This is a genomic window from Tepidiphilus margaritifer DSM 15129 (assembly GCF_000425565.1).
GTDB classification, from domain to species: domain Bacteria; phylum Pseudomonadota; class Gammaproteobacteria; order Burkholderiales; family Rhodocyclaceae; genus Tepidiphilus; species Tepidiphilus margaritifer.
Window position 1 is genome coordinate 1 of sequence record NZ_AUDR01000020.1, and the last position, 21524, is coordinate 21524.

Genomic DNA, 21524 nt, shown 5'->3' on the forward strand with positions numbered 1-21524 from the left:
TTCAGTCGGTTAGAATACCGGCCTGTCACGCCGGGGGTCGCGGGTTCGAGTCCCGTCCACTCCGCCAGGATTGCTGCAGGTGCTTCGTCGGGGGTGTAGCTCAGTTGGTAGAGCGCTTGCATGGCATGCAAGAGGTCAGCGGTTCGATTCCGCTCACCTCCACCAGTTGAAGGTCAAGACGGGTCCCCATCGTCTAGAGGCCTAGGACACCGCCCTTTCACGGCGGTAACCGGGGTTCGAATCCCCGTGGGGACGCCAGGGTTTACAAGTGCGGAGTGGTAGTTCAGTTGGTTAGAATACCGGCCTGTCACGCCGGGGGTCGCGGGTTCGAGTCCCGTCCACTCCGCCAGTTCTTGCAAAAAGCGGGCTTCGTGCCCGCTTTTTCGTTTTCCCGTCAGATCGCATCGTGAAAGGCAAGGAGCGGCAGGCGCCGCTCCTGCCGTTCTTCAGTCGACGACCTCTGGTCCGACCTGCATTTCGAGATCGATGGCGTCGGGATGATCGAGCGCGAATTCTAGTTTTTCCTTGTCCAATTGCCCTTCCCAGCGGGCCACGACGATGGCTGCGCAGGCGTTGCCGATGAAATTGGTGAGTGCGCGGCATTCGGACATGAATCGGTCGATGCCCAAGATCAGCGCCATGCCGGCCACAGGTACTTCGGGGACCACTGCCAGCGTGGCGGCCAAAGTGATGAATCCCGCGCCCGTGACGCCCGCAGCTCCTTTCGAGCTGATCATCGCGACGAGCAACAGCAGGATTTGGTGCGACAGGCTCAATTGGATGTCGAGCGCCTGGGCGATGAAAAGGGCGGCCATCGTCATGTAGATGTTGGTGCCGTCGAGGTTGAAGGAGTAACCCGTAGGCACGACCAGACCGACGACCGATTTGCCACAACCTGCTTTTTCCAGTTTGCGCATCAAGTTGGGCAGAGCCGATTCCGATGAACTCGTGCCCAACACGAGTAACAATTCATCCTTGATGTAGCGCAAAAGCTTGAAGATGGAGAACCCGTTGTAGCGCGCGACGAGCCCCAGCACGACGGTGACGAAGAAGAAGGCGGTAAGGTAGAAAGCGAAGATCAGATAGGCCATGTTGCCGATGGATTTGATGCCGTACTTGCCTACCGTAAACGCCATGGCACCAAACGCCCCGACGGGTGCCGCCTTCATCAAGATGGCCACCAGTTTGAAGATGGGGAGAGTAAGCTGCTCGAAAAACGTCAGGATCGGTTTGCCCGCTTCTCCAATGGAAGCAAGAGCGATGCCGAACAAGATGGCCACGAAGAGCACCTGAAGGATGTCGCCTTCGACGAGCGGGCTGAGCACGGTGGAGGGTATGATGTTGAGCAAGAAAGCCGTGATCGTACTTTCGTGGGCTTTGCTGACGTAGCCGGCGATTTTTCCCGTGTCGAGCGTGGCTGGGTCGATGTGCATGCCGGCGCCGGGTTGCAGGACGTTGGCGACCCCCATGCCGATGATCAACGCCAGGGTCGAGAAGGTCAGAAAGTAGATCATGGCCTTGGCGACTACTCGTCCGACCGTTCTGAGGTTGCTCATGCTGGCGATGCCGGTGACGACCGTCAGAAAGATGACGGGGGCGATGATCATCTTGACCAGCTTGATGAAACCATCGCCCAAAGGTTTCATGGCAGCGCCGTTCTCGGGCCAGAAATAACCCAACGCAATGCCAAGGGCGATTGCGATCAGTACCTGGACGTAGAGGATCCTGTACCAAGGCAATTTTTTGGGAGGATGGGCGGCTGATGCGAGTTGCTCGGCAGAGAGCATGTCTGGCGTCCTCTTGGATGGGGGTATCGATAAGGGAACGGATCCGGTGCGGATCTCCGGTCCCGTAAAAAAGGAATTTTACAACCACGGGGCCTCTGTTCCATGAAATCCAGCCGATGGGGTCGGTGTCACGGCGGTGGGTTTGCACTCTTGCGTCGGCTGAGTGCCCGCCTTATGCTCCCGATGTAGGCGTATCCGGGTGAGGAAAACACGATGTCTGATGGAGCGGGATTCCTGATCTTTCACGGCAACCGGCTCGAGAACCTGCGCCGGCTGGCGGTGGCCTGGCTGGGGCGGGAGCCGCTGCTGCCGCTCGTGCCGGAGTGTTTCCTCGTGCAGGGCAACGCCATGGCGCAGTGGCTGCGGCTCGCGCTGGCTGCGGGGGCAAACGAAGGGGGCTGCGGCGTGGCGGCAGCGCTGGAGTTTTCCCTGCCCTCGACGTTCCTGTGGCGCTGTTATCGGGCCGTGCTGGGGGCGGAGGCGGTGCCGGAGCGCTCGCCCTTCGATCTCCCCTTGCTGCGTTGGCGCCTGCTGCGCTTGCTCGGAGGTTTACCGAAGGATCCGGTCTATGAGCCACTGCGCCGTTTCCTCGCGGAAGAAACGCAGGCCAAGGGGGGCGCGCCGGGCGAAAAGCTGCGGCGGCGGGTGAGCGAGGAGCGGGCGCTGCGCAAGCGCGATCAGCTGGCGGCGCGCATCGCCGAGCTGTTCGATCAGTATCAGGTCTATCGCGCCGACTGGCTGCAGGACTGGGGCGCGGGTCGGGATGTGCTGCGCGACGCGCACGGCAAGGAATCTCCACTCGAAGAGGGGCAGCGCTGGCAGGCGGCGCTGTGGCGCCTTTTGTGTGCCGACGTGGCGCGTACCGAGCCGGGTGCCGAGCGTACGGCGCGATCAAGCGTGCACTCGGCCTTCCTCGAAGCGGTCAGAACCTGGCAGGGAGCGCCTCCGCCTGGACTGCCACCACGGCTCGTCGTCTTCGGGATTTCGAGCCTGCCGCAGCAGTGGGTGGAGGCACTGGCGGCACTGGGGCGCTGGATTCCGGTGCTGCTCTTCGTACACAACCCTTGCCGTTACCATTGGGCCGACGTGGTCGATGGGCGCGAGCTATTGCGGCAGCAGGAGAAATGGCGGCAGCGCCGGCAGCGGCGCGAGGGGCAGCCCGATTTCATTCCGGACGAGGAGCTTCATCGCCACGGTCACCCCTTGCTCGCGGCCTGGGGCAAGCAGGGAAGGGATTTCATCGCCTTGCTCGACGAGTTCGACGAGGAGGCGGTGCGCCGGCGCTACGCGGGGAAGGTGGAGGGAAACGGCGGGCGGCTCGATTGGTTCGAGGCGCCCGAAGAGGCGAACACTTTACTGCAGCAACTGCAGGAGGACATTCTCGAATTGCGCCCGCTTTCCGAGACGCGGGAGCGATGGCCGAGCGTGGATCTCGATTGCGACCGTTCCCTCGTCTTTCACGTGGCGCACGGGCCGCAGCGGGAAGTGGAGGTGCTGCACGATCAGCTGCGCGCGGCCTTCGACGAGGACCCGACGCTGCGTCCCGACGAGGTGATCGTGATGGTGCCGGACATCGAGGTCTATGCGCCGCACATCGAGGCGGTGTTCGGTGCGATCGAACCCGATGATCCGCGCCACATCCCGTTTTCGCTCGCCGACCAGGGGCTGCGCGCCCGCGATCCGCTGTTGCAGGGGCTGGAGATCCTGCTCGATCTGCCGCAGGGGAGGGCACGGGTGGGAGAGGTGCTCGATCTCCTGGAGGTGCCGGCACTGCGCCGGCGATTCGGGATCGACGACGAGGCGCTGCCGCGCCTGCGTTCCTGGGTGGAGGGGGCACAGATCCGCTGGGGGCTGAACGAGGAGCATCGGCGCGACCTGGGGCTGGGCGAGCAGGGAGGGGGGGCTTGGCTCGAGCAGAATTCCTGGCGGTTCGGTCTCGAGCGCATGCTCTACGGCTATGCGGCGGGTGATGCTCCGGCCTGGAGGGGGATCGAGCCTTTCGCGGAGGTCGGCGGGCTGGAGGCGGAGCTCGTCGGGCCGCTGGCGGATGTACTGGAGGCGTTGGAGACGGCGTGGCAGCAGCTGCGCGAACCGGCCACGCCGACCGAGTGGGGCGGGCGGCTGCAGGCGTTGCTCGCACGCTTTTTCGCCGCGGGGGACGATGAGGAAACCGTCACCCTGATGCGGCTGGAGACGGCCCTGCAGGAATGGGTGGACGCGTGCGCGGCCGCGGGGCTGGAGGAATCCTTGCCGCTTTCGGTGGTGCGCGAACCGTGGCTGGAGGGGGTGGAGGCGCAGGGGCTGTCGCAGCGATTCTTCGCCGGACGGGTGATCTTTGCCACCCTCATGCCGATGCGGGCGATCCCCTTTCGGCACGTCTATCTGCTGGGGATGAACGACGGGGACTATCCGCGCGCGCGCACGCCGTCGGACTTCGACCTGATGGCACGCAATTATCGTCCGGGCGACCGCTCGCGGCGCGAGGACGATCGCTATCTCTTCCTGGAAGCGCTGTTGTCGGCACGCGAGCGCTTTTACGTTTCCTGGGTGGGGCGTCGCATCACCGACAATGCGCCGCAGCCGCCTTCCGTGCTGGTGGCGCAGCTGCGCGAGCACCTGGCGGCGGGCTGGACGGGGCGTTGGACGGGAAATGAAGCGCCCGTGCGGGGGGAGGATTTGCTGGCGGCGCTCACGACCGAGCATCGGCTGCAACCGTTCAGTCCGGCCTATTTTCCGCCCGAACCGGGGCAGGGCGCGCTCTTTACGTATGCGCGCGAATGGCGTGCGCGACGTGAGGGAGAAAAGCCGACTGCTTCCGCGCCGTTGCAGCCGCTTTCGCTCGAGGAGCCGCTGCGGGTGCGAGAACTCGCGCAGTTCCTGCGCCACCCGGTGCGGACCTTTCTGCGCGACCGTCTCAAAGTCTTCCTCGAACTGGAGGATCCGGGCAGTGAAGAGGCCGAGCCCTTCGCGCTCGATGGCTTGACGCGGTGGAGCCTGCGCCAAGAAGTGATCGACGCGCAGCGCGCGGCCCTGCGGCAGGGACGGGACGTGGATGCGGCGCGAACGGCGGCGATCGGCCGCATTCGTCGGCAGGGGGTGCTGCCTGCCGGGGGGCTGGGGGCGCTGTGGGCGACGGAACTTGAGAAGGGGATGGACGAGCTCTTCGCGCGCTATCGGGAAGCGCTGCAACGTTGGCCGCAGGAAATCGCGGGCGGCGAAGAGGTGCGCTTTGCCGCTGGCGGCCTGGAGCTTTCCGACTGGTTGGGGGAATGGCGCCGCAACGACGGGGGCGAACGGGCGCGGGTGCTGATCTCGCCGAGCGATCTCGTGAAAGAGGACAAATACCGTCCGGATCGCCTGGTGGACTATTGGGTGCAGCATCTGGCGGCCAATGCCGGGGTCGGACCGACGCAGACGGTCGTCCTGAGCCTCAAGGGGGACTATACCTTCGGGCCGCTGCTGCCCGAGGAGGACGCGACCGAGCCGCTCGCGGCGCTGCTGTGCGCCTGGGCCGAGGGCATGCGCCGGCCGCTGCCCTTCGCCGTGGAGTCGGCGGTGGCGTGGTGGCAAGCGAGGGCCAAAGGCGAGGAGGCAGCGTGGGAGGCGGCGCGCAGGGTGTACGAAGGTGACGGCAGGACGGATGGCGAGCGTGACCGGGATCCCTACCTGGCGCGTGCCTGGCCGAGGTTTGCCGACTTGCGCGCGAGCGGCGAGTTCGCACACTGGGCCGAGGTGCTGCTCGGGCCTTTGCTGCAGTACATGGAGGCCACCAAGGAAGGGAAAAAAGGAGCGCAGGCGTGACGGAAGAGGCGAAGGAGGTAGATCTGCTGCGTTTTCCCCTGTGGGGCAGCCGCCTGATCGAGGCAAGCGCCGGTACCGGCAAGACGTATACCATCGCCGCGCTCTGCGTGCGCCTGGTGCTGGGGCATGGCGGAGCGGAGGCGTTTTGCCGTCCACTCACCCCGCCCGAGATTCTGGTGGTGACCTTCACCGAGGCGGCCACCAAGGAGCTGCGCGAGCGCATCCGCCGGCGTCTGAGCGAGGCGGCGCGCTGGTTCGGCCATCCGGCCGGGGAGGAAATCCCCGAATGGGTGGATGAGTTCCTGCGCGCATTGCGCGCCCAATATCCCGAACAGGATTGGCCGGGGTGCGAGCGCCGGCTGCAGGCTGCGGCCGAATGGATGGACGAGGCGGCGGTCTCGACCATCCACGGCTGGTGCCACCGCATGCTGCGCGAGCACGCGTTCGACAGCGGCAGCCTCTTCAGCGAGACGCTGGAGACGGAGACGGAGGACCTGTTGCTCGAGGCGGTGCGCGATTACTGGCGGGAGTTCTTCACGCCGCTGCCGGCCGAATCGTTGGCGCTGCTGCGCGGCTGGTTTGCTGCGGATTTCACGCCGGAAGGGATGCAGCGGCGCTTGAGCCGCCTGCTGCCGCTCGCCGCGGATCTGGAAGGGGAGAGCGGGCCGGCGGAGGTGGCGGCGGAAGTCCTGCGGCAATGGCGGGAGGCGAAAGCACCGTGGGGGAAATGGGTGCCCGAGTTGCAGGCTCTCTTTGACAAAGCGCGCAATCGCAAGGAGCTCGACGGGCGGACATTGCGCGCCGATTACGTGCAGGGCTGGTTGGCGGCGTTGGTTCGGTGGCGCGACGATCCCTTGGCGGAGGCGCCGGATTTGTCCGATTCGGCCTGGAATCGTTTGACGCGCTCGGGTTTGAAGGATGCGTGGAAGAGCGGCGAGCCACCCGGGCATGAGGCGATCGACGCGCTGGAAAACCTGCGCTCACGGCTCGAACGGCTGCGCGAGCAGGGCAAGGCGAGCGTCCTTGCACATGCGGCGCGCTGGGTGGCGCAGCGTTTTGCCGTGCTGCAGCGGCGGCGGGCGCAGATGGGATTCGACGATCTGCTCACCCGCCTCGACGAAGCGCTGCGCGGACCCAACGGCGAGCGGCTCGCCGCGCGCATCCGGCAGTCTTTCCCCGTGGCCTTGATCGACGAATTCCAGGACACCGACCCGGTACAGTACCGCATCTTCGAGTCGGTCTATGCGCCGCAGAAGAACGATCCTCAGACTGCACTTATCCTCATCGGCGACCCCAAGCAGGCGATCTACGCCTTTCGCGGCGCCGACATCTACACCTATCTCGAAGCGCGCCGGGCCTGCGACGGGCGGCGCTACACCCTGCGGCGCAACTTCCGTTCGACCCCGGCGATGGTGGAGGCGGTCAATCGCGTCTTTCTCAACGCACGGGAAAAGAACGAGGCCGGTGCCTTTCTCTTCAAAATCTCGGAAGAAGAGGATCTCCTGCCTTTCCTGCCGGCGACCGCCCGGGGACTGGACGAACGGTTCGTGTGTGAGGGGCAGGAGCCGCCGGCGCTCGTGGCGTGGTGGGTGGCGGAAAACGAGGATGCGAGTCAGGCGATCAAGGTGACGGCGTATCGGGAGCTGGTCGCCCACGGCTGCGCCGAGGAGATCGTGCGCCTGCTGCGGCTGGGGCGGGAAGGGCGGGCGGGGTTCGTCGATTCGAGCAAAGGGACGATGCGGCCGGTGAAGGCTGCCGACGTGGCGGTGCTGGTGCATACGGGCGAAGAGGCGAAGCAAGTGCGGGCGGCGCTCGCGCGGCGCGGCGTGCGCAGCGTCTATCTCTCCGAGCGCAGCTCGGTGTTCGCGAGCCCCGCGGCGGCCGACCTGCAGCGTTGGCTCGAAGCCTGTGCCGAGCCGCAGAACGACGCGCGCCTGCGCTCGGCCTTGGCGAGCGCCACGCTCGGGCGATCATGGGCAGAAATCGAGTCGCTGGAGCGCGACGTCCTCGCCTGGGAAACGGAGGTGGCGCGTTTTCTCGCTTATCGCGACTTGTGGCGGCGGCAAGGGGTGTTGCCCATGCTGCGCCGCCTGATGCACGACTTCGACGTGCCTGCGCGCTTGCTCGCCGGGGAGACGCCCGACGGCGACAGCGGCGAACGGCGGCTCACCGACCTGCTGCATTTGAGCGAGCTCTTGCAGAAGATGAGCCGGGGGTTGGACGGCGAACATGCCCTCATCCGCGCCTTGGCCGAGGCGCGCCAGGATGGCGGACAGGGCGCCGAGGAGCGGCAGCTGCGCCTGGAGAGCGACGAGGCCCTCGTCAAGGTGGTGACGGTGCACAAGGCGAAGGGGCTGGAGTATCCCCTCGTGTTCCTGCCGTTTGCCTGTTCTTGCCGGCCGGTCGGGGAAAAAGACTTTCCCCTCCTCTGGCACGACGAAGCGGGTCGGCGTCGGGTGTCGCTCGTCGTCGACGAAACGGCGCTCGTTCGCGCCGAGCGCGAGCGCCTGGCCGAGGACGTGCGCAAGCTCTACGTGGCGCTCACCCGGGCGCGGTTTGCCACCTGGATCGGCGTGGGGGCGCTGGAGAATCTGCCCGCGAGCGCCATGGGCCATGTCTTGGGCGTGCGGCAGGGCGATGCCCCGGCGCAGGTGCATGAGACTCTGAAAGCGCTCGCCGAAGGGTGCCACTTCCTCGCCGTCGCGCCCTTGCCGGTACCGGGCGAGGGCCGCCTGCCGGCGGACGGGGAAGGGATCGCCCTGGGCCCGGCGCGCACGCCGCGGCGCCGTCTCTTCGCACCGTGGGCGATCTCCAGCTATTCGGGATTGCGCGGCGCGCTCGCGGCCGACCCGCAGACACCGGACGAAGCCAAGGCGCGCGAGCTCGTTCATGCGCCCCGCGCGGAGCCGACGGGAGCGGCGACGGGGATCCATGCCCTGCCGCCAGGGGCAGCGACAGGCACCTTCCTCCACGGCCTGCTCGAATGGGCGGCGCAGCAGGGGTTCGACGCGGTGTGCGCTAACGGCGGGGTGCGGCTGCGCGATCAGGTGGCACGGCGCTGCGCGGTGCGCGGCTGGACGACGCACGTCGACATGCTCACCGACTGGCTCCTGACGGTGATGCAGGCCGATCTGCCTTTGCCGGGTGGGGGAACGTGCCAATTGGCTGCATTATCCGACTATCTGCCAGAGATGGAATTCTGGTTCTCGGTGCCCGAGACCCGCATCGAGGCGCTGGATGCTCTGGTGCAGCGGCACACCTTGCAGGGAGCGGATCGCCCGAGGCTGACGCCGGGGCGGATCAAGGGCATGATCAAGGGGTTCATCGACCTCGTCTTCTGCCGGGAGGGGCGCTATTACGTGCTCGACTACAAGTCCAACGTCCTGGGGGCGACGGATTCCGCCTATGGGTGGGCGAACCTGGAGGCGGCCGTGCTCGAGGGGCGCTACGACCTGCAATATGCGCTCTATCTGCATGCCTTGCACCGGCATCTGCGCGTGCGCCTGCCTGGTTATGATCCGCAGCGCCATCTGGGCGGCGCGGTGCTGCTCTTCCTGCGCGGCATCCACGACGAACCCGGCAAAGGCGTGTTTTTCGCGCAGGCGGAGGCACCGCTGCTCGATGGGCTCGACGCCTTGCTCGATGGCCCAGGCGGGAGACTGACATGAGTGAGACAGACCTGCGCGACGATCTGGCCCGCTGGGTGCAGGATGGCTGGTTGCGGCCGCTCGATGCGGCCTTTGCGCGATTCCTACAGGAAAAAGTGCCGCAGGCGCCGTCACGGGCGATCCTTGCCGCGACCCTGGCGAGCCACCAGTTGGGGCGCGGCCACGTGTGCCTCGATCTCGCCGCGCTCGCCGACGATGCGGTGTTCACCCTGGCGATCCCCTCGCGCGACGCAAACGGGCTGCCAACGCCAGCGGGGGCGGCCCAGGGGGAATCGCTCGAATCCTGGTTCGCCGCGCTCTCCTGCCCCGAGCTGGTGGGACAGGGCGAGGAGGGAGAGGCGGCGCCGCTCGTGCGCCGGGCGCATCGCCTCTATCTGCGCCGCCAGTGGGACAACGAGCGTGCCGTGCGGCAGGGTGTTCTCGCCCGGGTACGGGAAGTCGTCCTGCTCGCGCCGGAGCCGGTGCGAGCTCTCCTCGATGCGCTCTTTCCTTCCGGAGAAGGCGACGTATGGCAGCGGCTTGCCTGTGCGCTCGCGCTGCGGCGACGCTTTGCGCTGATTACCGGCGGTCCCGGTACGGGCAAGACGAGCACCGTAGTGCGCCTCATCGCCTTGCTGCAGGCGCTCGCCCTGCAGGGAAGGATACCGGGGCGGGGCGAGGCGCCGCTGCGCATCCGGCTCGCCGCACCCACCGGCAAGGCGGCCGCGCGGCTGAGCGAATCGATCGGTCGTTCCCTCGAGCGGTTGCCGTGGGAGGCGTTGCCCCAAGGCGGACGGATCCGCGCCACACTGCCGCAGGAGGTGTCGACGCTGCACCGGCTGCTGGGTGCCCGGGCCGGGTCGCGGCGGTTCCGCCACGACGAGGCCGATCCGCTGGTGCTGGACGTGCTGGTGATCGACGAGGCCTCGATGGTCGACCTCGAGATGATGGCGGCGGTGCTGCGGGCCTTGCCTCCGGCGGCGCAGTTGGTATTGCTCGGTGACAAGGATCAGCTTGCCTCGGTCGAGGCCGGCGCCGTGCTCGGTGGTCTGTGTCGGCGCGCAGACGAGGGGCACTATACGCCCGAGACGATCGCCTGGCTGCGGGCGACGGTGGGTGAGGAACTGCCCGAAGAATTTGGCGTGGAGGAGGGTGAGGAACCCTCCGGTTTCATCGACTTCCAGGGCTCGGCCCTCGATCAGGCGATCGCCATGCTGCGCGAAAGCCATCGTTTCGCCGCCGAGAGCGCCATCGGCCGGCTCGCGGCGGCGGTCAATCGGGGCGATGCGGCCGCGGCGCGGGGGGTTCTGGGTGGGCCCCTCGCGGGCGATCTGGACGCTCCGGGCGAAGAGGGCGGGGAAGGGCGTGCCTCGAGCACGCCCGGCCATCCGCGCTCCGAAGTGGCCCTTCTCGTTCCCCAGGGTCAGGAGGACGCAGCGTTGCGTCGGCTCGTGTGCGGCACGCAAAAGAATCCCGCGGGTTACGCGCTTTATTTACAAGTGCTGCGTGCGCAGCGCCCGCTGCCCGAAGCGCCGCAGGCGGCGTGGGACGACTGGGCACGGGCGGTGCTCGCAGCCTACGCCGGGTTCCAGATACTGTGCGCCCTGCGCGAGGGGCCTTGGGGCGTGGGGGAGATGAATCGGCGCATCGCGCACTGGTTGCGCCGCCAAGGGTTTTTGCCGGACGAAGAGGGTTGGTACGAGGGGCGCCCGGTGTTGATGACGCGCAACGCCTATGCCTTGGGTCTGATGAACGGGGACGTGGGGGTGACGCTTGCTCTGCCTGGGGCGGAAGGGCAAGCCCCGCGGCTGATGGTGGCCTTTGCCGCCGCTGGTGGGCTGCGCTGGGTGCTGCCCGCTCGTCTGCCCGAGGTGGAGACGGTGTTCGCGCTCACGGTGCACAAGTCGCAAGGCTCGGAGTTCGGGCACGCGGTGCTGGTGTTGCCGGATACTCCTAGCCCTTTGCTCACGCGCGAGCTGATCTATACCGGCATCACCCGCGCCCGCTCGCGGTTCACTCTGGTGGATCCGTCGGGCGGGGCCATGCTGGAAGCGGCGATCGCGCGCCGCGTGCTGCGCTCGTCCGGGCTGGAGGCACCTCTGGAATAAGCGGGAGGATTCAGTCGCGGCGCTGAATTTTGATCACGATGGTATCGGTGCCGCGTGGCGACAGCGCCAGCGACACGACCCAGGTGAGGATGCTATAGACGATGGCGCCCCAGAAGGCCGCCCAGAAATCCTCGACCACGACGCCGGCCACCAATCCCGTTCCCGCCCAGAAGAGCAGCGCATTGAGGATGAGGGTAAAGAGACCGAGCGTGAGGATGCTCGCCGGCAGGGTGAGGATGAGGAGCACCGGCTTGAGGAAGAGGTTGATGAGGCCGAGCACCAGCGCCGCCGCCAGCGCCGGCACGAAGCCGGTGATGGTGATGCCATGGACGAGCTGGGCAGTGACCATCAGCGCCACTGCGTTGAGCAGCCACTGGATGATCATCCAGAATCCGGGTCTCATTGTTTCGCTCCCATTGCCTTGGCCCGCGCGAGGCGTGCCTGCAGTTCTTCATCCGTGGACGGCGTGCGATCGGGCCAATGGCCGAGGTGGTCTTCGAGGAGGGCGGCGAAGCGCTCGACCCAGAAAGGGGAATCGTTGAGGCAGGGGACGTAGTGGAATTGTTTGCCGCCGGCCTCGAGAAAAGCGGTGCGGCATTCCATGCCGATCTCTTCCAGCGTCTCGAGGCAATCGGTGGCAAAACCGGGGCAGAGGACGTCGACGCGCGCCACTCCTTCGCGGGCGAGCCGCTCCAGCGTGGGCTGGGTATAGGGTTCGAGCCAGCGGGCCCGGCCGAAACGCGACTGGAAGGTGACGAGCCATTGGTCGGGGGCGAGCCGAAGCCGCTCGGCCACGAGCCGCGCCGTCTTGTGGCATTCGCAGTGGTAGGGATCGCCCAGTTCCAGCGTGCGTCGCGGCATGCCGTGGAAACTGAGCAGCAGTTTGTCGGGGCGGCCATGCTGCGCCCAGTGGGATTCCAGCGTGTGCGCGAGCGCTTCGATGTAGCGGGGGTCGTCGTGCCAGTGGCGCACGAGCCGCAGCTCGGGAACGTCGCGCCATTTCATGAGCTCGGCGGCCACGGCGTCGAACACGGATGCCGTGGTGCTGGCGCAATACTGCGGATAGAGCGGTACCACGAGCAGCCGCCGCAGTCCTTCTTCTTTCATGCGGCTGAGCACGTTGGCCACACTCGGCTCGCCATAGCGCATGGCCCAGCGCACGAGCGGTTCGCGCCCGCGCTCGGTCCAATGGGATTCCAGCGCGTGCGTGAGCCGTTCGGTATAGACTTCGAGCGGGGAGCCTTCGTCGAGCCAGATGCTGGCGTATTTCTGAGCGTTCGCCTTGGGGCGGCGCGGCAGGATGAAGAGGTGCAGAATCATTTGCCACAGCCAGCGCGGCAGCTCGATGACACGCGGGTCGGAGAGGAATTCGCGCAGGAAGGGACGCACGGCCTCCGGCGTGGGGGCGGCGGGGGTGCCGAGATTGACGAGCAGCACGCCGGTGCGTTGCGGCCGGTCGTGGCGAAAGGGGGGCTCGGGGGCGTAGCGGGGCATGCGGGCTCCTTCAGCGTTCTTCGGCGGTGGCGGTGAGCGCTTGCGACAGGCGTTGCGCCGTGAGCTCGACGATGGGGATCACACGGTCGTAGGCCATGCGGTTGGGGCCGATCACGCCGATCGAGCCAAGCATGCGTCCGTCGAAGGTATAGTTGGCGGTGATCACCGAGCATCCTTCGAGTTCTTCCAGCCCAGATTCGGCGCCGATGAAGATCTGCACGCCGCGGGCGCGCTGGGCGAGCTCGAGGAGTTGCAGCAGCCCCGTGCGCTCCTCGAACAGGCGGAAGAGTTCGCGCAGGTGCTGCATGTTGGTGGTGAAATCGTCGACTTCGAGCAGGTTCGTCTCGCCGGCCACCAGGCAGTCTTCGTCCTCGTCGGTGAGCGTAGTGGGCGAGAGCGCCAGGCGCATGAGTTCGGAGACGTGGTCTTGCAGCTTGGCCAGTTCGTCGCGCAAGTGGGTGCGGATCTCGTCGAGCGTGTGGCCGGCGAAGCGGCTGCTCAGGAAGTTGCTCGCCTGCTCGAGCTCGCCCGCGCTGAAGGGGCGGGGCGTGTGCAGCAGGCGGTTTTGCACGTCGCCGCTCTGGGTGACGACGATCAGCAGCACCCGGTTGCCGCTCAAGGGCACGAACTCGATCTGGCGCACGCGCTCCTGGTCGCGCGGCGGCACGATGACGACGCCGGCGAAGTGGGTGAGCTCCGAGAGCAGCTCGGAGGCTTTCCGCAGGAGCTTTTGCGGCTGGTGGGGCTGGAGGTTGGCCTCGATCTCGGCGCGGGTCTCGTCTTCGAGCGGGGCGACGGTGAGCAGCGCGTCGATGAAGAAGCGGTACCCCTTGGCCGTGGGCACGCGCCCGGCCGAGGCGTGCGGGCTATAGACGAGCCCCAGCTCGTCGAGGTCGCTCATCACGTTGCGCACCGTGGCCGGAGACAGGTCGAGACCGCTTGCGCGCGACAGGGTGCGCGAACCGATCGGTTGTCCTTCGGCGATGTAGCGTTCGATCAACGTCTTGAGCAGGATGCGACTGCGCGGGTCGAGCATCATGGCGCTTCCCTCCGGAAGTTCGCCGCGCGACGGCGCCGATCGTGGCCGAGTTGTGGAATAATCCGGGGCATGGCGAATCCATTTACCTCCATCGGTTTGATCGGCAAGCACCAATCGGCGGAAGTCGCCGCGGCGCTGGTCGAGACGGCGCGGTTTCTGCACGAACGAGGTTATCACGTTTTGATCGAGGCGGAGACGGCGAGTTCGCTCGGCAACTGCGCTCCTTTCCCCGCGCTGCCCTACGCGCGCCTGGGCACCCAGATCGACCTGGCGGTGATCGTCGGCGGGGACGGCACGATGTTGAACGCCGCCCGCCATCTCGTCCATCACGACGTGCCGCTCGTGGGCATCAACCAGGGGCGGGTCGGCTTTCTCACCGACATCCCGCGCGACGAGGCGCAGGAACGGCTCGCCGAGATCCTCGCGGGCGACTATCAGGAAGAAGTGCGCTCCATGCTTTTGGGGCAGCTGCTGCGCGGCGACAAGGTGCTCACCTCGAGCCATGCCCTCAACGACATCGTGGTGAACAAGGGCGACTTGGGACGGATGATCGAATTCCGCCTCACCGTAGATGGCGCCTACGTCTATACCCAGCGCTCCGACGGCATGATCGTGGCCACGCCCACCGGTTCCACCGCCTACGCGCTCTCGGCCAACGGGCCCATCCTGCACCCCGGGGTGGACGGCATCGCCCTGGTGCCGCTGTGCCCGCACGCGCTCACGGCGCGGCCGGTCACTTTACCCGATCGCTGTACCATAGAAATCGAACTCCTGCCGGGTCACATGGCCGACGTGCATTTCGACGGGCAGGGGCGCATCGAGATGCTGCCGGGCGACGTGCTGCGCATCCAGCGGGCACAGCGCGGCGTGCGGCTGCTGCATCCGCGGCAATACTGCTATTTCGCCATGCTGCGCGAGAAACTGCACTGGAGCGCGCTGCCTCGCGGTTGAGGCGCAGGGGGGGGAGAAAGTGCTCGTTCGCCTGACCATCCGTGATTTCGTGCTGGTGCGCGAACTGGAACTCGGCCTGGCGCCGGGATTCGGCGTGCTCACCGGCGAGACCGGCGCGGGCAAGTCGATCCTGCTCGATGCGCTCGACCTCCTGCTCGGTGGGCGGGCGAGCGCCGAGGTGATCCGCCAGGGGGCCGAACGCGCCGAGGTGACGCTCGAATGCACCCTGCCGCCAGCGGCGGAGGCGCGCGCTTGGCTCGAGGCGCACGGCATCGAGGTCGAGGGCGATACGCTCCTCTTGCGCCGCAACATCGAACGTTCGGGCCGTTCGCGCGCCTGGATCGAGGCCGTGCCGGTGCCGGCCACGGCGCTGCGCGAGTTCGGCGCCTGGATCGCCGACATCCACGGCCAGCACGCCCACCATGCACTGCTCGAGAGCGCGGTGCAGCGGCGCATGCTCGACCGGCTCGCCGGGGCCGAGGCGCTCGCCGAGGACGTGCGGCAGCGTTTTGCCGCCTGGGAGTCGGCGCGCGAACGGCTCGCCCGGGCGCGCGAGCGCCAGGAGAGCGTGGGCGAGGAGCGCGAGCGGCTGCTGTGGCAGCTGCAGGAGTGGGAGCGGCTCGCGCTGCGCCCCGGCGAATGGGACGAGGTGCAACAGGAACACCGTCGGCTCGCGCACGCGGCGCAGCTGCTGCAACAGGTGGCGCAGGCGGCGGCGCTCCTGAGTGAAGACGAACCCTCGGCGCAGGCTTTGCTCGGGCAGGCCGAACGCGCGCTCGCCGGCAGTCTCGAGTTCGACGCCAAGCTGGCCGAGGCCGTGCAACTGGTGAGCGAGGCGCGCATCGGGGTACAGGAGGCCGCCGCCAGCCTGCGGCGCTATCTCGACGCCTTCGAGCTCGATCCGGCGCGGCTCGCCGAACTCGAGCGGCGGCTCGCTGCCATCGACGAATTCGCCCGCCGCTACCGCGTGCCGCCGGAAGAACTCTTCGCGCTCGCCGGGCGCTGGCGCGAGCGTCTTGCCGCCTTGGAAGAGAGCGCCGACCTCGGGCGGCTCGAAGCCGAGGTGCGCGCGGCCGAGTCGGCCTACTTCGAGTCCGCCCGCGCGCTCAGCGAACGCCGGCGCGAAACGGCCGAATGGCTCTCGGCCGAGGTCAGCGCGGCGATGCAGGAGCTGGCGATGAAAGGCGGGCGCTTCGCCGCGGCGCTCGTGGCTGCAGAGCCTGCGGCCACGGGCCTGGAGCGGGTGGAATTTCGCGTCGCCGCCAACCCGAGCCAGCCGCTCGCCCCGCTCGCGCGTGTGGCCTCCGGCGGGGAACTCTCGCGCATCGGTCTGGCGATCCAGGTGATCGCCAGCCGCGCGAGCGACACGCCCACGCTCATCTTCGACGAAGTCGACGTCGGCATCGGCGGGGCGGTGGCCGAGATCGTCGGCCGCTCGCTCTGGCAGCTCGGGCGCGACCGGCAGGTGCTGGCGGTGACGCACCTGCCGCAAGTCGCCGCCTGGGCCGACTGGCAGCTGCGCGTGTGGAAAGAAGAAGAGGGCGGCGCCGTGCGCACCCGAGTCGAAGCGCTCGATGCTGCTGCCCGCGTCGAAGAGATCGCCCGCATGCTGGGCGGGCTGGAAATCACCGATACGACCCGCGAACACGCGCGGGAGCTGCTGGGGCGGCGGGGGATGGGTCAGGTCGAACTTCCCCGTTCTGGATGACGACGCAAGCCCGCTCGATTTCCTGGCGAAACGCTTCGGGCAAGCGCGCCCAGTCTTGCACGTCGACCGAGATTGGCAGGTTGCTGTCGATGAAGGCACGGCGCAGCGCCGGGATCGCCGGGCAGGGGCGTTGCGGGTCGAGCGGGTCGCGCACCACCAGATCGAGGTCGCTCGCCTCGTGCGCTTCACCTTTTACCCGGCTGCCATAAGCCAGGACCTCGTGGCCGGGCACGTGGCGGCGCAGGAGGGCGCGCACTTCGTCCAGGTAGCGGATGGGCAGGTCGAGGGACAGGGGAGCGGTCATGGGGTGTCTGTAGTCTGCAGTCACGTCTTTCCGTACCTTACCAACGCCACTGCGGCCATCGTGGCGAGGACCGCGCCTGCGAGGAAAGCCGCGGCGGCGCCCCAGGCGCTCCATAGCCAACCGGCGAGCGCGCTCGCGGCCAAGAGCGCGAGGCCCGTGAGCAGGTTGAATCCGCCGAATGCGGTGCCGCGCAGCTCGGCTGGGGCGGCGTGCGCGATCATCTTGGCGAAGATGCCTTGCGTGGCCGCCATGTGGGCGCCCCACAGGAGGGCGGCGAGGAAGACCACGGTCGGACCGCTTGCCGCCGCGAGCAGCAGGTCGGCGAGGATGAGGGCGGCGATGCCGGCAAGCAGTAGGCGCTGTGTGCCGAGGCGGTCGGCGGCGGCGCCGGCCGGATAGGCGAGCACGGCGTAGGCGAGATTCATCGCGATCATCACGAGGGGTACCGCACCCACGGCGAGCCCCACGTCGTGCGCGCGCAGCAGCAGGAAGGCTTCGCTGTAGCGCGCGAGTGTGAAGAGAATGCCCAAACCGACCACGATCCAGTAGGCGCGAGGCAGGCGCAGCAGGAGGCGCCAAGAGAAAGGCTCGCGTTCCGTACTGGCGGCGGGGTGCTGGGGTTCGGGAACGAAGCGCACCAGGATCACGACCGCCAGAATCGCAGGGATCACGGCGAGCCAGAACACCAACCGGAGGTCGCCGGCAAACCATGCCATGAGGGCGAAAGCGAGGAGCGGCCCGACGAAGGCACCCACCGAATCGAGCGCTTGGCGCAGGCCGTAGGCGGCGCCGCGTAGATCGTCGGGCGTGACGTCGGCGATCAGCGCATCGCGCGGCGCTTCCCGTATTCCTTTGCCGAAACGGTCGAGCAGACGCGCCGCGAGCACCCAAGAGACCGAGGCGGCGAGCGCGAAGAGCGGCTTGGTGAGCGCCGAGAGCGCGTAGCCGGCCACAGTCACCGCCTTGCGCCGGTGCAGGAAGTCGGAGATCGCCCCGGAGAAGACCTTGGTGACGGCCACGGTGGCCTCCGCCAACCCCTCGATCACGCCGATCGTCGTCATCGAGGCGCCGAGTACCGTCGAGAGAAAGAGCGGCAGCAGGCTGTGGACCATCTCCGAGGAGATATCCATGAAGAGTGAAGTGAGCGCCAGGCCCCAGACGCTCGCAGGCAAGGCGCGCAGGCCACGGCGGGAGGTTGGGTCAGACAAAGGCATGGGGTAACTCCGTCTTTTTATCGATGATAAGACATCTCGAGCCTCTCGTTCGAACGGCGGTGTTCGATTCACGGATGAGCCGTTCGATTTCCGGACGTCCTCGAATCATTGCGCCATGGTGTGATGCAAAAAACAAATGGATAAATCGAATTATTTTGTGGAAAAATCCGTTGTTGCGTTGCAACATTTCAGGGGTGGCATAGAGCTTGCTCAGAAGAAACCAGGCGTTCATCCACGAACGCCGTTCGTCAAACAAGGAGGAGACACCTAGTTCGGTTTTTTCTCCTCTGATCGGCCCGGCGAGCGCTCTCACAGTATGAGGCGCCCGTCGGGCCTTTTTTACGCCTGGAATGATTCTGATCGAAGATATTTGTGTAAAATCGCCGACGTTTGCAGAAATTGAGAGATTTTCATGCAAAAAACAAACGTTTTGGCTTTTGCACCGCTTTGGATGATGATGTGGGTTGCGCCGAGCGTCGCCGCGGATGGAGTCGAGCTCTATGGCGTAGCCGATGCCTTTGTGAAATTCGGTGATTGGCGCGGAGACCGTACCGTCGGCGTCGATGACAGCTGGTTTTCCGGCGACCGCATCGGCTTGCGAGGCAAAGAATCTCTCGATGGCGGCCTCGTAGCCACGTTCGTCCTCGAGCAGGGCTATGCGCTGGATACGGGCAAGTCGGAGGTGATGAGTCGCGAGGATTCCCTGAAGAACGAGGGCAGCGAAGTCCTCACGCGCCAGGCGTGGGTCGGGCTGGAAGGGGCGTTCGGGCGGGTGGCGCTGGGGCGGCAGTACGCGCCGGGCTATTTCACCTACGCCTATGACGCCTTGCTCTCCGCCGTGCCCAGTCCGCAGAGTTGGCTCTCCTTGCTGGGGTGCTTGTCGATCACGCCCAATTCCCCGGCGCGCTGGAACAACGCGGTGACGTGGGAAGGAAGCTTTCGTTCAGTGGTGTTCGCCGCCATCCATTCGGCCGGTAACCGCGAGACGGCACGTGCCGGGGGCACAGGGGCGGGCGACGACGACAAGGATGGCGTGGCCCTACGCTACGACGGTGGGGCCTTCAAGGCCGGCGCGATCGCGCATGTGGTCCGTTTCGACGGAGAGCATCTCGTCGGCGGGCGAGTGGCCGATGAAACCCAGAAAGAGTGGTTCTTCGGCGCATCCTACGACTTCGGGGCGCTGCGCTTGGCCGGCTCTTGGCAACGAGGGGTCGAGATCCAAGGAGTGAGCGGTTTCGACGTTTCGGTCTGGCAGTTCGGGGCCCTCGTGCCGTTTGGGCCAAACAATCTGCACTTCGCTTATGGCAGATCCCGTTTCGAGGGGGTGGGTGGCGGAGAGGGGGGGCGATTCTCGCCTTCGTCATGGACCGTCGCCTGGACGCGGACGCTGTCGAAGCGAACCACCGCGTATGCCGGTTATACGGCAATCGATCACGACGGTTTGGACTGGGGCCAAATGCAATGGCTGGGTCAGACCGACGCAAGCCGCAACGGCCATGCGGCACAGGAGACGGTCGGTGATACGGGGTTTTTCTTCGTCGGGATGCGGCACATTTTCTGAGTGGTTCCTGAAGTGTTACTCGTTCTGCTGCCGGTGTGGGCAATTCTCGCGCCGGCAGTGGGCGTAGAGATACATCGCGTGATCGGCAACCTCGAATCCGCGCTCCTGGGCGATCTCGCGCTGCCGCGCCTCGATCGTCGCGTCGAAGAACTCTTCGATGTGGCCGCAGTCCAGACAGACGAGATGATCGTGGTGCTCGCCGGCAGCCAGCTCGAAAATCGCCTTGCCCGACTCGAAGTGGTGCCGCTCCAGCACGCCGGCTTGTTCGAACTGCGTCAGCACCCGATAGACCGTCGCCAGGCCGATGTCGACCCCGGCGGCGTTGAGCAGGCGATAGACATCCTCGGCGGTGAGGTGGCGATGCTCTCCGCTTTGGAAGAGCTCCAGGATCTTGAGCCGGGGGTAGGTGGCCTTGAGGCCCATGTTGCGTAGATTCTTCGTATTGTCCATCGGCGGGAGTCCTCATCTGGGTGCGTGCGTTCCGGCGGCACGACATGCGCTATGATATAGTTTTTCGCCGTTCGACAGAACCTTAGTGAGACTCATGTCGCCTCGTATTCTCTTGCCGGCCGTCGCGTTGGCGCTGGCCTTGAGCGCGTGCTCGATGGACCGGGTGGTCGGCTTGGCTTCGCCCTACCGTGCCGACGTGCGCCAGGGCAATTTTCAGGATCCGGAAGCCGTCTCCCGTTTGGAGAAGGGGATGACGCGCGACCAGGTCCGCTTCCTTCTGGGAACGCCGCTTCTCGTCGATCCATTTCGCAACGATCGCTGGGACTACGTCTACTACGTGAAAAAGGGTGACGGCACCATTCAGCAACGGCGCCTCACCGTGTTTTTCGAGAACGACGTGCTCGTGCGCGTGGCGGGCGACGTGATGCCGACCGAAGGGGATGCGCCGGTGACGAGTTCCGCGCCGCGCGTGGTCGAGATTCCCGGCAAGCCGCCCAAGGACGAGAAGAAAAACGTCAAGGACGAGAAAAAACCGGAGAAGGCGGAGGAATCCGCTGCCATGGGTGAGGCAAAGGGTTCGGAGCAGACGAAACAGGGGGTGGAGCAATGAAACCGGTTCGAGTGGCGATCTCCGGCGCAGGGGGGCGGATGGGGCGGATGCTGGTCGAGGCGGCGCTCGCCGATGCGGGCATCGAGCTCGCCGCAGCCTTCGAGCGTCCCGGCAGCGAGTGGATTGGACGGGATGCGGGAGAGACCCTGGGCCGTACCACGGGGGTGCTCATCGGTGAGGATCCCGAGGCAGCGATTGCCACCGCCGATTGCCTCGTCGACTTCACGCGGCCGGCGGTCTCCGTCGCTCTGGTGCGCACGGTGCAGCGCCTGGGCAAGAGCATGGTGATCGGTACCACCGGGTTCGATGCCGAGCAGCGCGCCATCATCGAGCAAGCGGCCGGGGCGGTTCCGATCGTACTCGCGCCCAACATGGCCGTCGGCGTCAACGTCGTTTTCCGGCTGCTGGAGGGCGCCGCCGCCTTGCTCGGCGAAGGGTACGACGTGGAGGTGATCGAGGCGCATCACCGCAACAAGGTGGATGCCCCATCGGGAACCGCCCTCGAGATGGGGCGTATCGTCGCCCGCGTGCTGGGCCTCGACCTCGATCGCGAGGCCGTCTATGGTCGCCAGGGGACGACAGGGGTACGTCCGCCGCGGCAGATCGGCTTTTCCGCCATCCGCGGTGGGGATATCGTAGGGGATCACACCGTGCTCTTTGCCGGCATGGGCGAGCGCATCGAAATCACTCATCGTTCGCAGAGCCGTATGCCCTATGCCGTGGGCGCCATGCGTGCGGCGCGCTTCCTGCAGGGGCGGGCGGCTGGTCTCTACGACATGCGCGACGTGCTCGGATTGCGCTGAATCAGCGCGGCGCGATTGCCGCCGGTAGGTTTTCGCGGTAAAATTTA

At 66.6% G+C, this 21524-nt stretch carries 16 protein-coding genes and 3 tRNA genes; 11 read left to right on the plus strand and 8 right to left on the minus strand.

Annotated features, from left to right (window positions below; all coding sequences use genetic code 11):
* The first annotated feature begins 89 nt into the window (after window positions 1–89).
* The 3 genes from H607_RS0108310 to H607_RS0108320 all read left to right on the plus strand — a co-directional run bounded on the left by H607_RS0108310 (window position 90) and on the right by H607_RS0108320 (window position 349).
* Window positions 90–165: transfer RNA gene (locus H607_RS0108310), tRNA-Ala, on the plus strand.
* 17 nt (window positions 166–182) lie between these two features.
* Window positions 183–258, plus strand: a tRNA-Glu gene (locus tag H607_RS0108315).
* 14 nt (window positions 259–272) lie between these two features.
* Window positions 273–349 (plus strand) — tRNA-Asp (locus H607_RS0108320).
* A 97-nt stretch (window positions 350–446) separates the two neighbouring features.
* Here H607_RS0108320 and H607_RS12305 read toward each other — a convergent pair.
* Window positions 447–1787 carry a dicarboxylate/amino acid:cation symporter gene (locus H607_RS12305; RefSeq protein ID WP_051240776.1) on the minus strand — a complete coding sequence of 447 codons (1341 nt, stop codon included), beginning with the start codon at window positions 1785–1787 and terminating at the stop codon, window positions 447–449.
* Between the two features lie 213 nt (window positions 1788–2000).
* Here H607_RS12305 and recC point away from each other — a divergent pair, with 213 nt between their 5' ends.
* Genes recC through recD form a run of 3 tightly spaced genes read left to right on the plus strand, consistent with a single transcriptional unit; the run spans window position 2001 to window position 11343 of the window.
* Window positions 2001–5588 carry an exodeoxyribonuclease V subunit gamma gene (gene recC, locus H607_RS0108330; protein ID WP_028875056.1) on the plus strand — a complete coding sequence of 1196 codons (3588 nt, stop codon included), beginning with the start codon at window positions 2001–2003 and terminating at the stop codon, window positions 5586–5588.
* Window positions 5585–9256, plus strand: a complete 3672-nt coding sequence (gene recB / locus H607_RS0108335) for an exodeoxyribonuclease V subunit beta (RefSeq protein WP_028875057.1) — start codon at window positions 5585–5587, stop codon at window positions 9254–9256. Before recC ends, recB begins: the two co-directional genes overlap by 4 nt.
* Entirely contained in the window at window positions 9253–11343 is a 2091-nt protein-coding gene (gene recD, locus H607_RS0108340) for an exodeoxyribonuclease V subunit alpha (RefSeq protein ID WP_028875058.1), read from the plus strand. The genes recB and recD overlap by 4 nt, the downstream gene beginning before the upstream one ends.
* Window positions 11344–11353: 10 nt before the next feature.
* Here the strand turns inward: recD and H607_RS0108345 are convergent, their stop codons facing one another.
* The 3 genes from H607_RS0108345 to hrcA are packed head-to-tail and all read right to left on the minus strand — an operon-like array spanning window position 11354 to window position 13873.
* Complete coding sequence (locus tag H607_RS0108345; RefSeq protein ID WP_028875059.1) at window positions 11354–11746, minus strand: phage holin family protein; 393 nt, start codon at window positions 11744–11746, stop codon at window positions 11354–11356.
* Complete coding sequence (hemH, locus tag H607_RS0108350) at window positions 11743–12837, minus strand: ferrochelatase (RefSeq protein WP_028875060.1); 1095 nt, start codon at window positions 12835–12837, stop codon at window positions 11743–11745. The genes H607_RS0108345 and hemH overlap by 4 nt, the downstream gene beginning before the upstream one ends.
* Window positions 12838–12847: 10 nt before the next feature.
* On the minus strand, window positions 12848–13873 hold the full coding sequence (gene hrcA / locus H607_RS0108355; protein WP_028875061.1) for a heat-inducible transcriptional repressor HrcA: 1026 nt from the start codon (window positions 13871–13873) through the stop codon (window positions 12848–12850).
* A gap of 72 nt (window positions 13874–13945) precedes the next feature.
* Here hrcA and H607_RS0108360 point away from each other — a divergent pair, with 72 nt between their 5' ends.
* Together H607_RS0108360 and recN are read left to right on the plus strand one after the other, a co-directional pair.
* Complete coding sequence (locus H607_RS0108360; protein ID WP_028875062.1) at window positions 13946–14827, plus strand: NAD(+)/NADH kinase; 882 nt, start codon at window positions 13946–13948, stop codon at window positions 14825–14827.
* Between the two features lie 19 nt (window positions 14828–14846).
* Window positions 14847–16535 carry a DNA repair protein RecN gene (gene recN / locus H607_RS0108365; RefSeq protein WP_028875063.1) on the plus strand — a complete coding sequence of 563 codons (1689 nt, stop codon included), beginning with the start codon at window positions 14847–14849 and terminating at the stop codon, window positions 16533–16535.
* On the opposite strand, the gene H607_RS13150 is transcribed toward recN, so the two are convergent.
* From H607_RS13150 to H607_RS13370, 3 genes are read right to left on the minus strand one after another with little or no spacing between them, the layout of a single operon-like run.
* The gene (locus H607_RS13150; protein ID WP_088178704.1) at window positions 16453–16839 is read right to left on the minus strand and encodes a nucleotidyltransferase family protein; all 387 of its coding nucleotides are present in this window, start codon (window positions 16837–16839) and stop codon (window positions 16453–16455) included. The two genes, recN and H607_RS13150, sit on opposite strands and share 83 nt — an antisense overlap.
* 20 nt (window positions 16840–16859) lie before the next feature.
* Window positions 16860–18053 (minus strand): MFS transporter, encoded by a 1194-nt coding sequence (locus H607_RS0108370; protein ID WP_028875064.1) that lies wholly within the window; start codon window positions 18051–18053, stop codon window positions 16860–16862.
* Window positions 18040–18285, minus strand: a complete 246-nt coding sequence (locus tag H607_RS13370) for a hypothetical protein (RefSeq protein ID WP_157381285.1) — start codon at window positions 18283–18285, stop codon at window positions 18040–18042. Before H607_RS13370 ends, H607_RS0108370 begins: the two co-directional genes overlap by 14 nt.
* Window positions 18286–18504: 219 nt before the next feature.
* Between H607_RS13370 and H607_RS12310 the strand changes: the two genes are divergently transcribed.
* Window positions 18505–19614 (plus strand): porin, encoded by a 1110-nt coding sequence (locus H607_RS12310; RefSeq protein WP_051240777.1) that lies wholly within the window; start codon window positions 18505–18507, stop codon window positions 19612–19614.
* A gap of 15 nt (window positions 19615–19629) precedes the next feature.
* Here H607_RS12310 and fur read toward each other — a convergent pair whose 3' ends face one another.
* A complete protein-coding gene (fur, locus tag H607_RS0108380; RefSeq protein WP_028875065.1) occupies window positions 19630–20064 on the minus strand; it encodes a ferric iron uptake transcriptional regulator in 435 nt (144 codons plus the stop codon).
* A gap of 94 nt (window positions 20065–20158) precedes the next feature.
* On the opposite strand from fur, the gene H607_RS12315 reads away from it, so the two are divergent.
* Both H607_RS12315 and dapB read left to right on the plus strand, forming a co-directional pair.
* Complete coding sequence (locus H607_RS12315; RefSeq protein ID WP_083961998.1) at window positions 20159–20674, plus strand: outer membrane protein assembly factor BamE; 516 nt, start codon at window positions 20159–20161, stop codon at window positions 20672–20674.
* Window positions 20671–21477, plus strand: coding sequence for a 4-hydroxy-tetrahydrodipicolinate reductase (gene dapB / locus H607_RS0108390; RefSeq protein WP_028875066.1), 807 nt, complete (start codon window positions 20671–20673; stop codon window positions 21475–21477). The genes H607_RS12315 and dapB overlap by 4 nt, the downstream gene beginning before the upstream one ends.
* Window positions 21478–21524 lie beyond the last annotated feature (47 nt).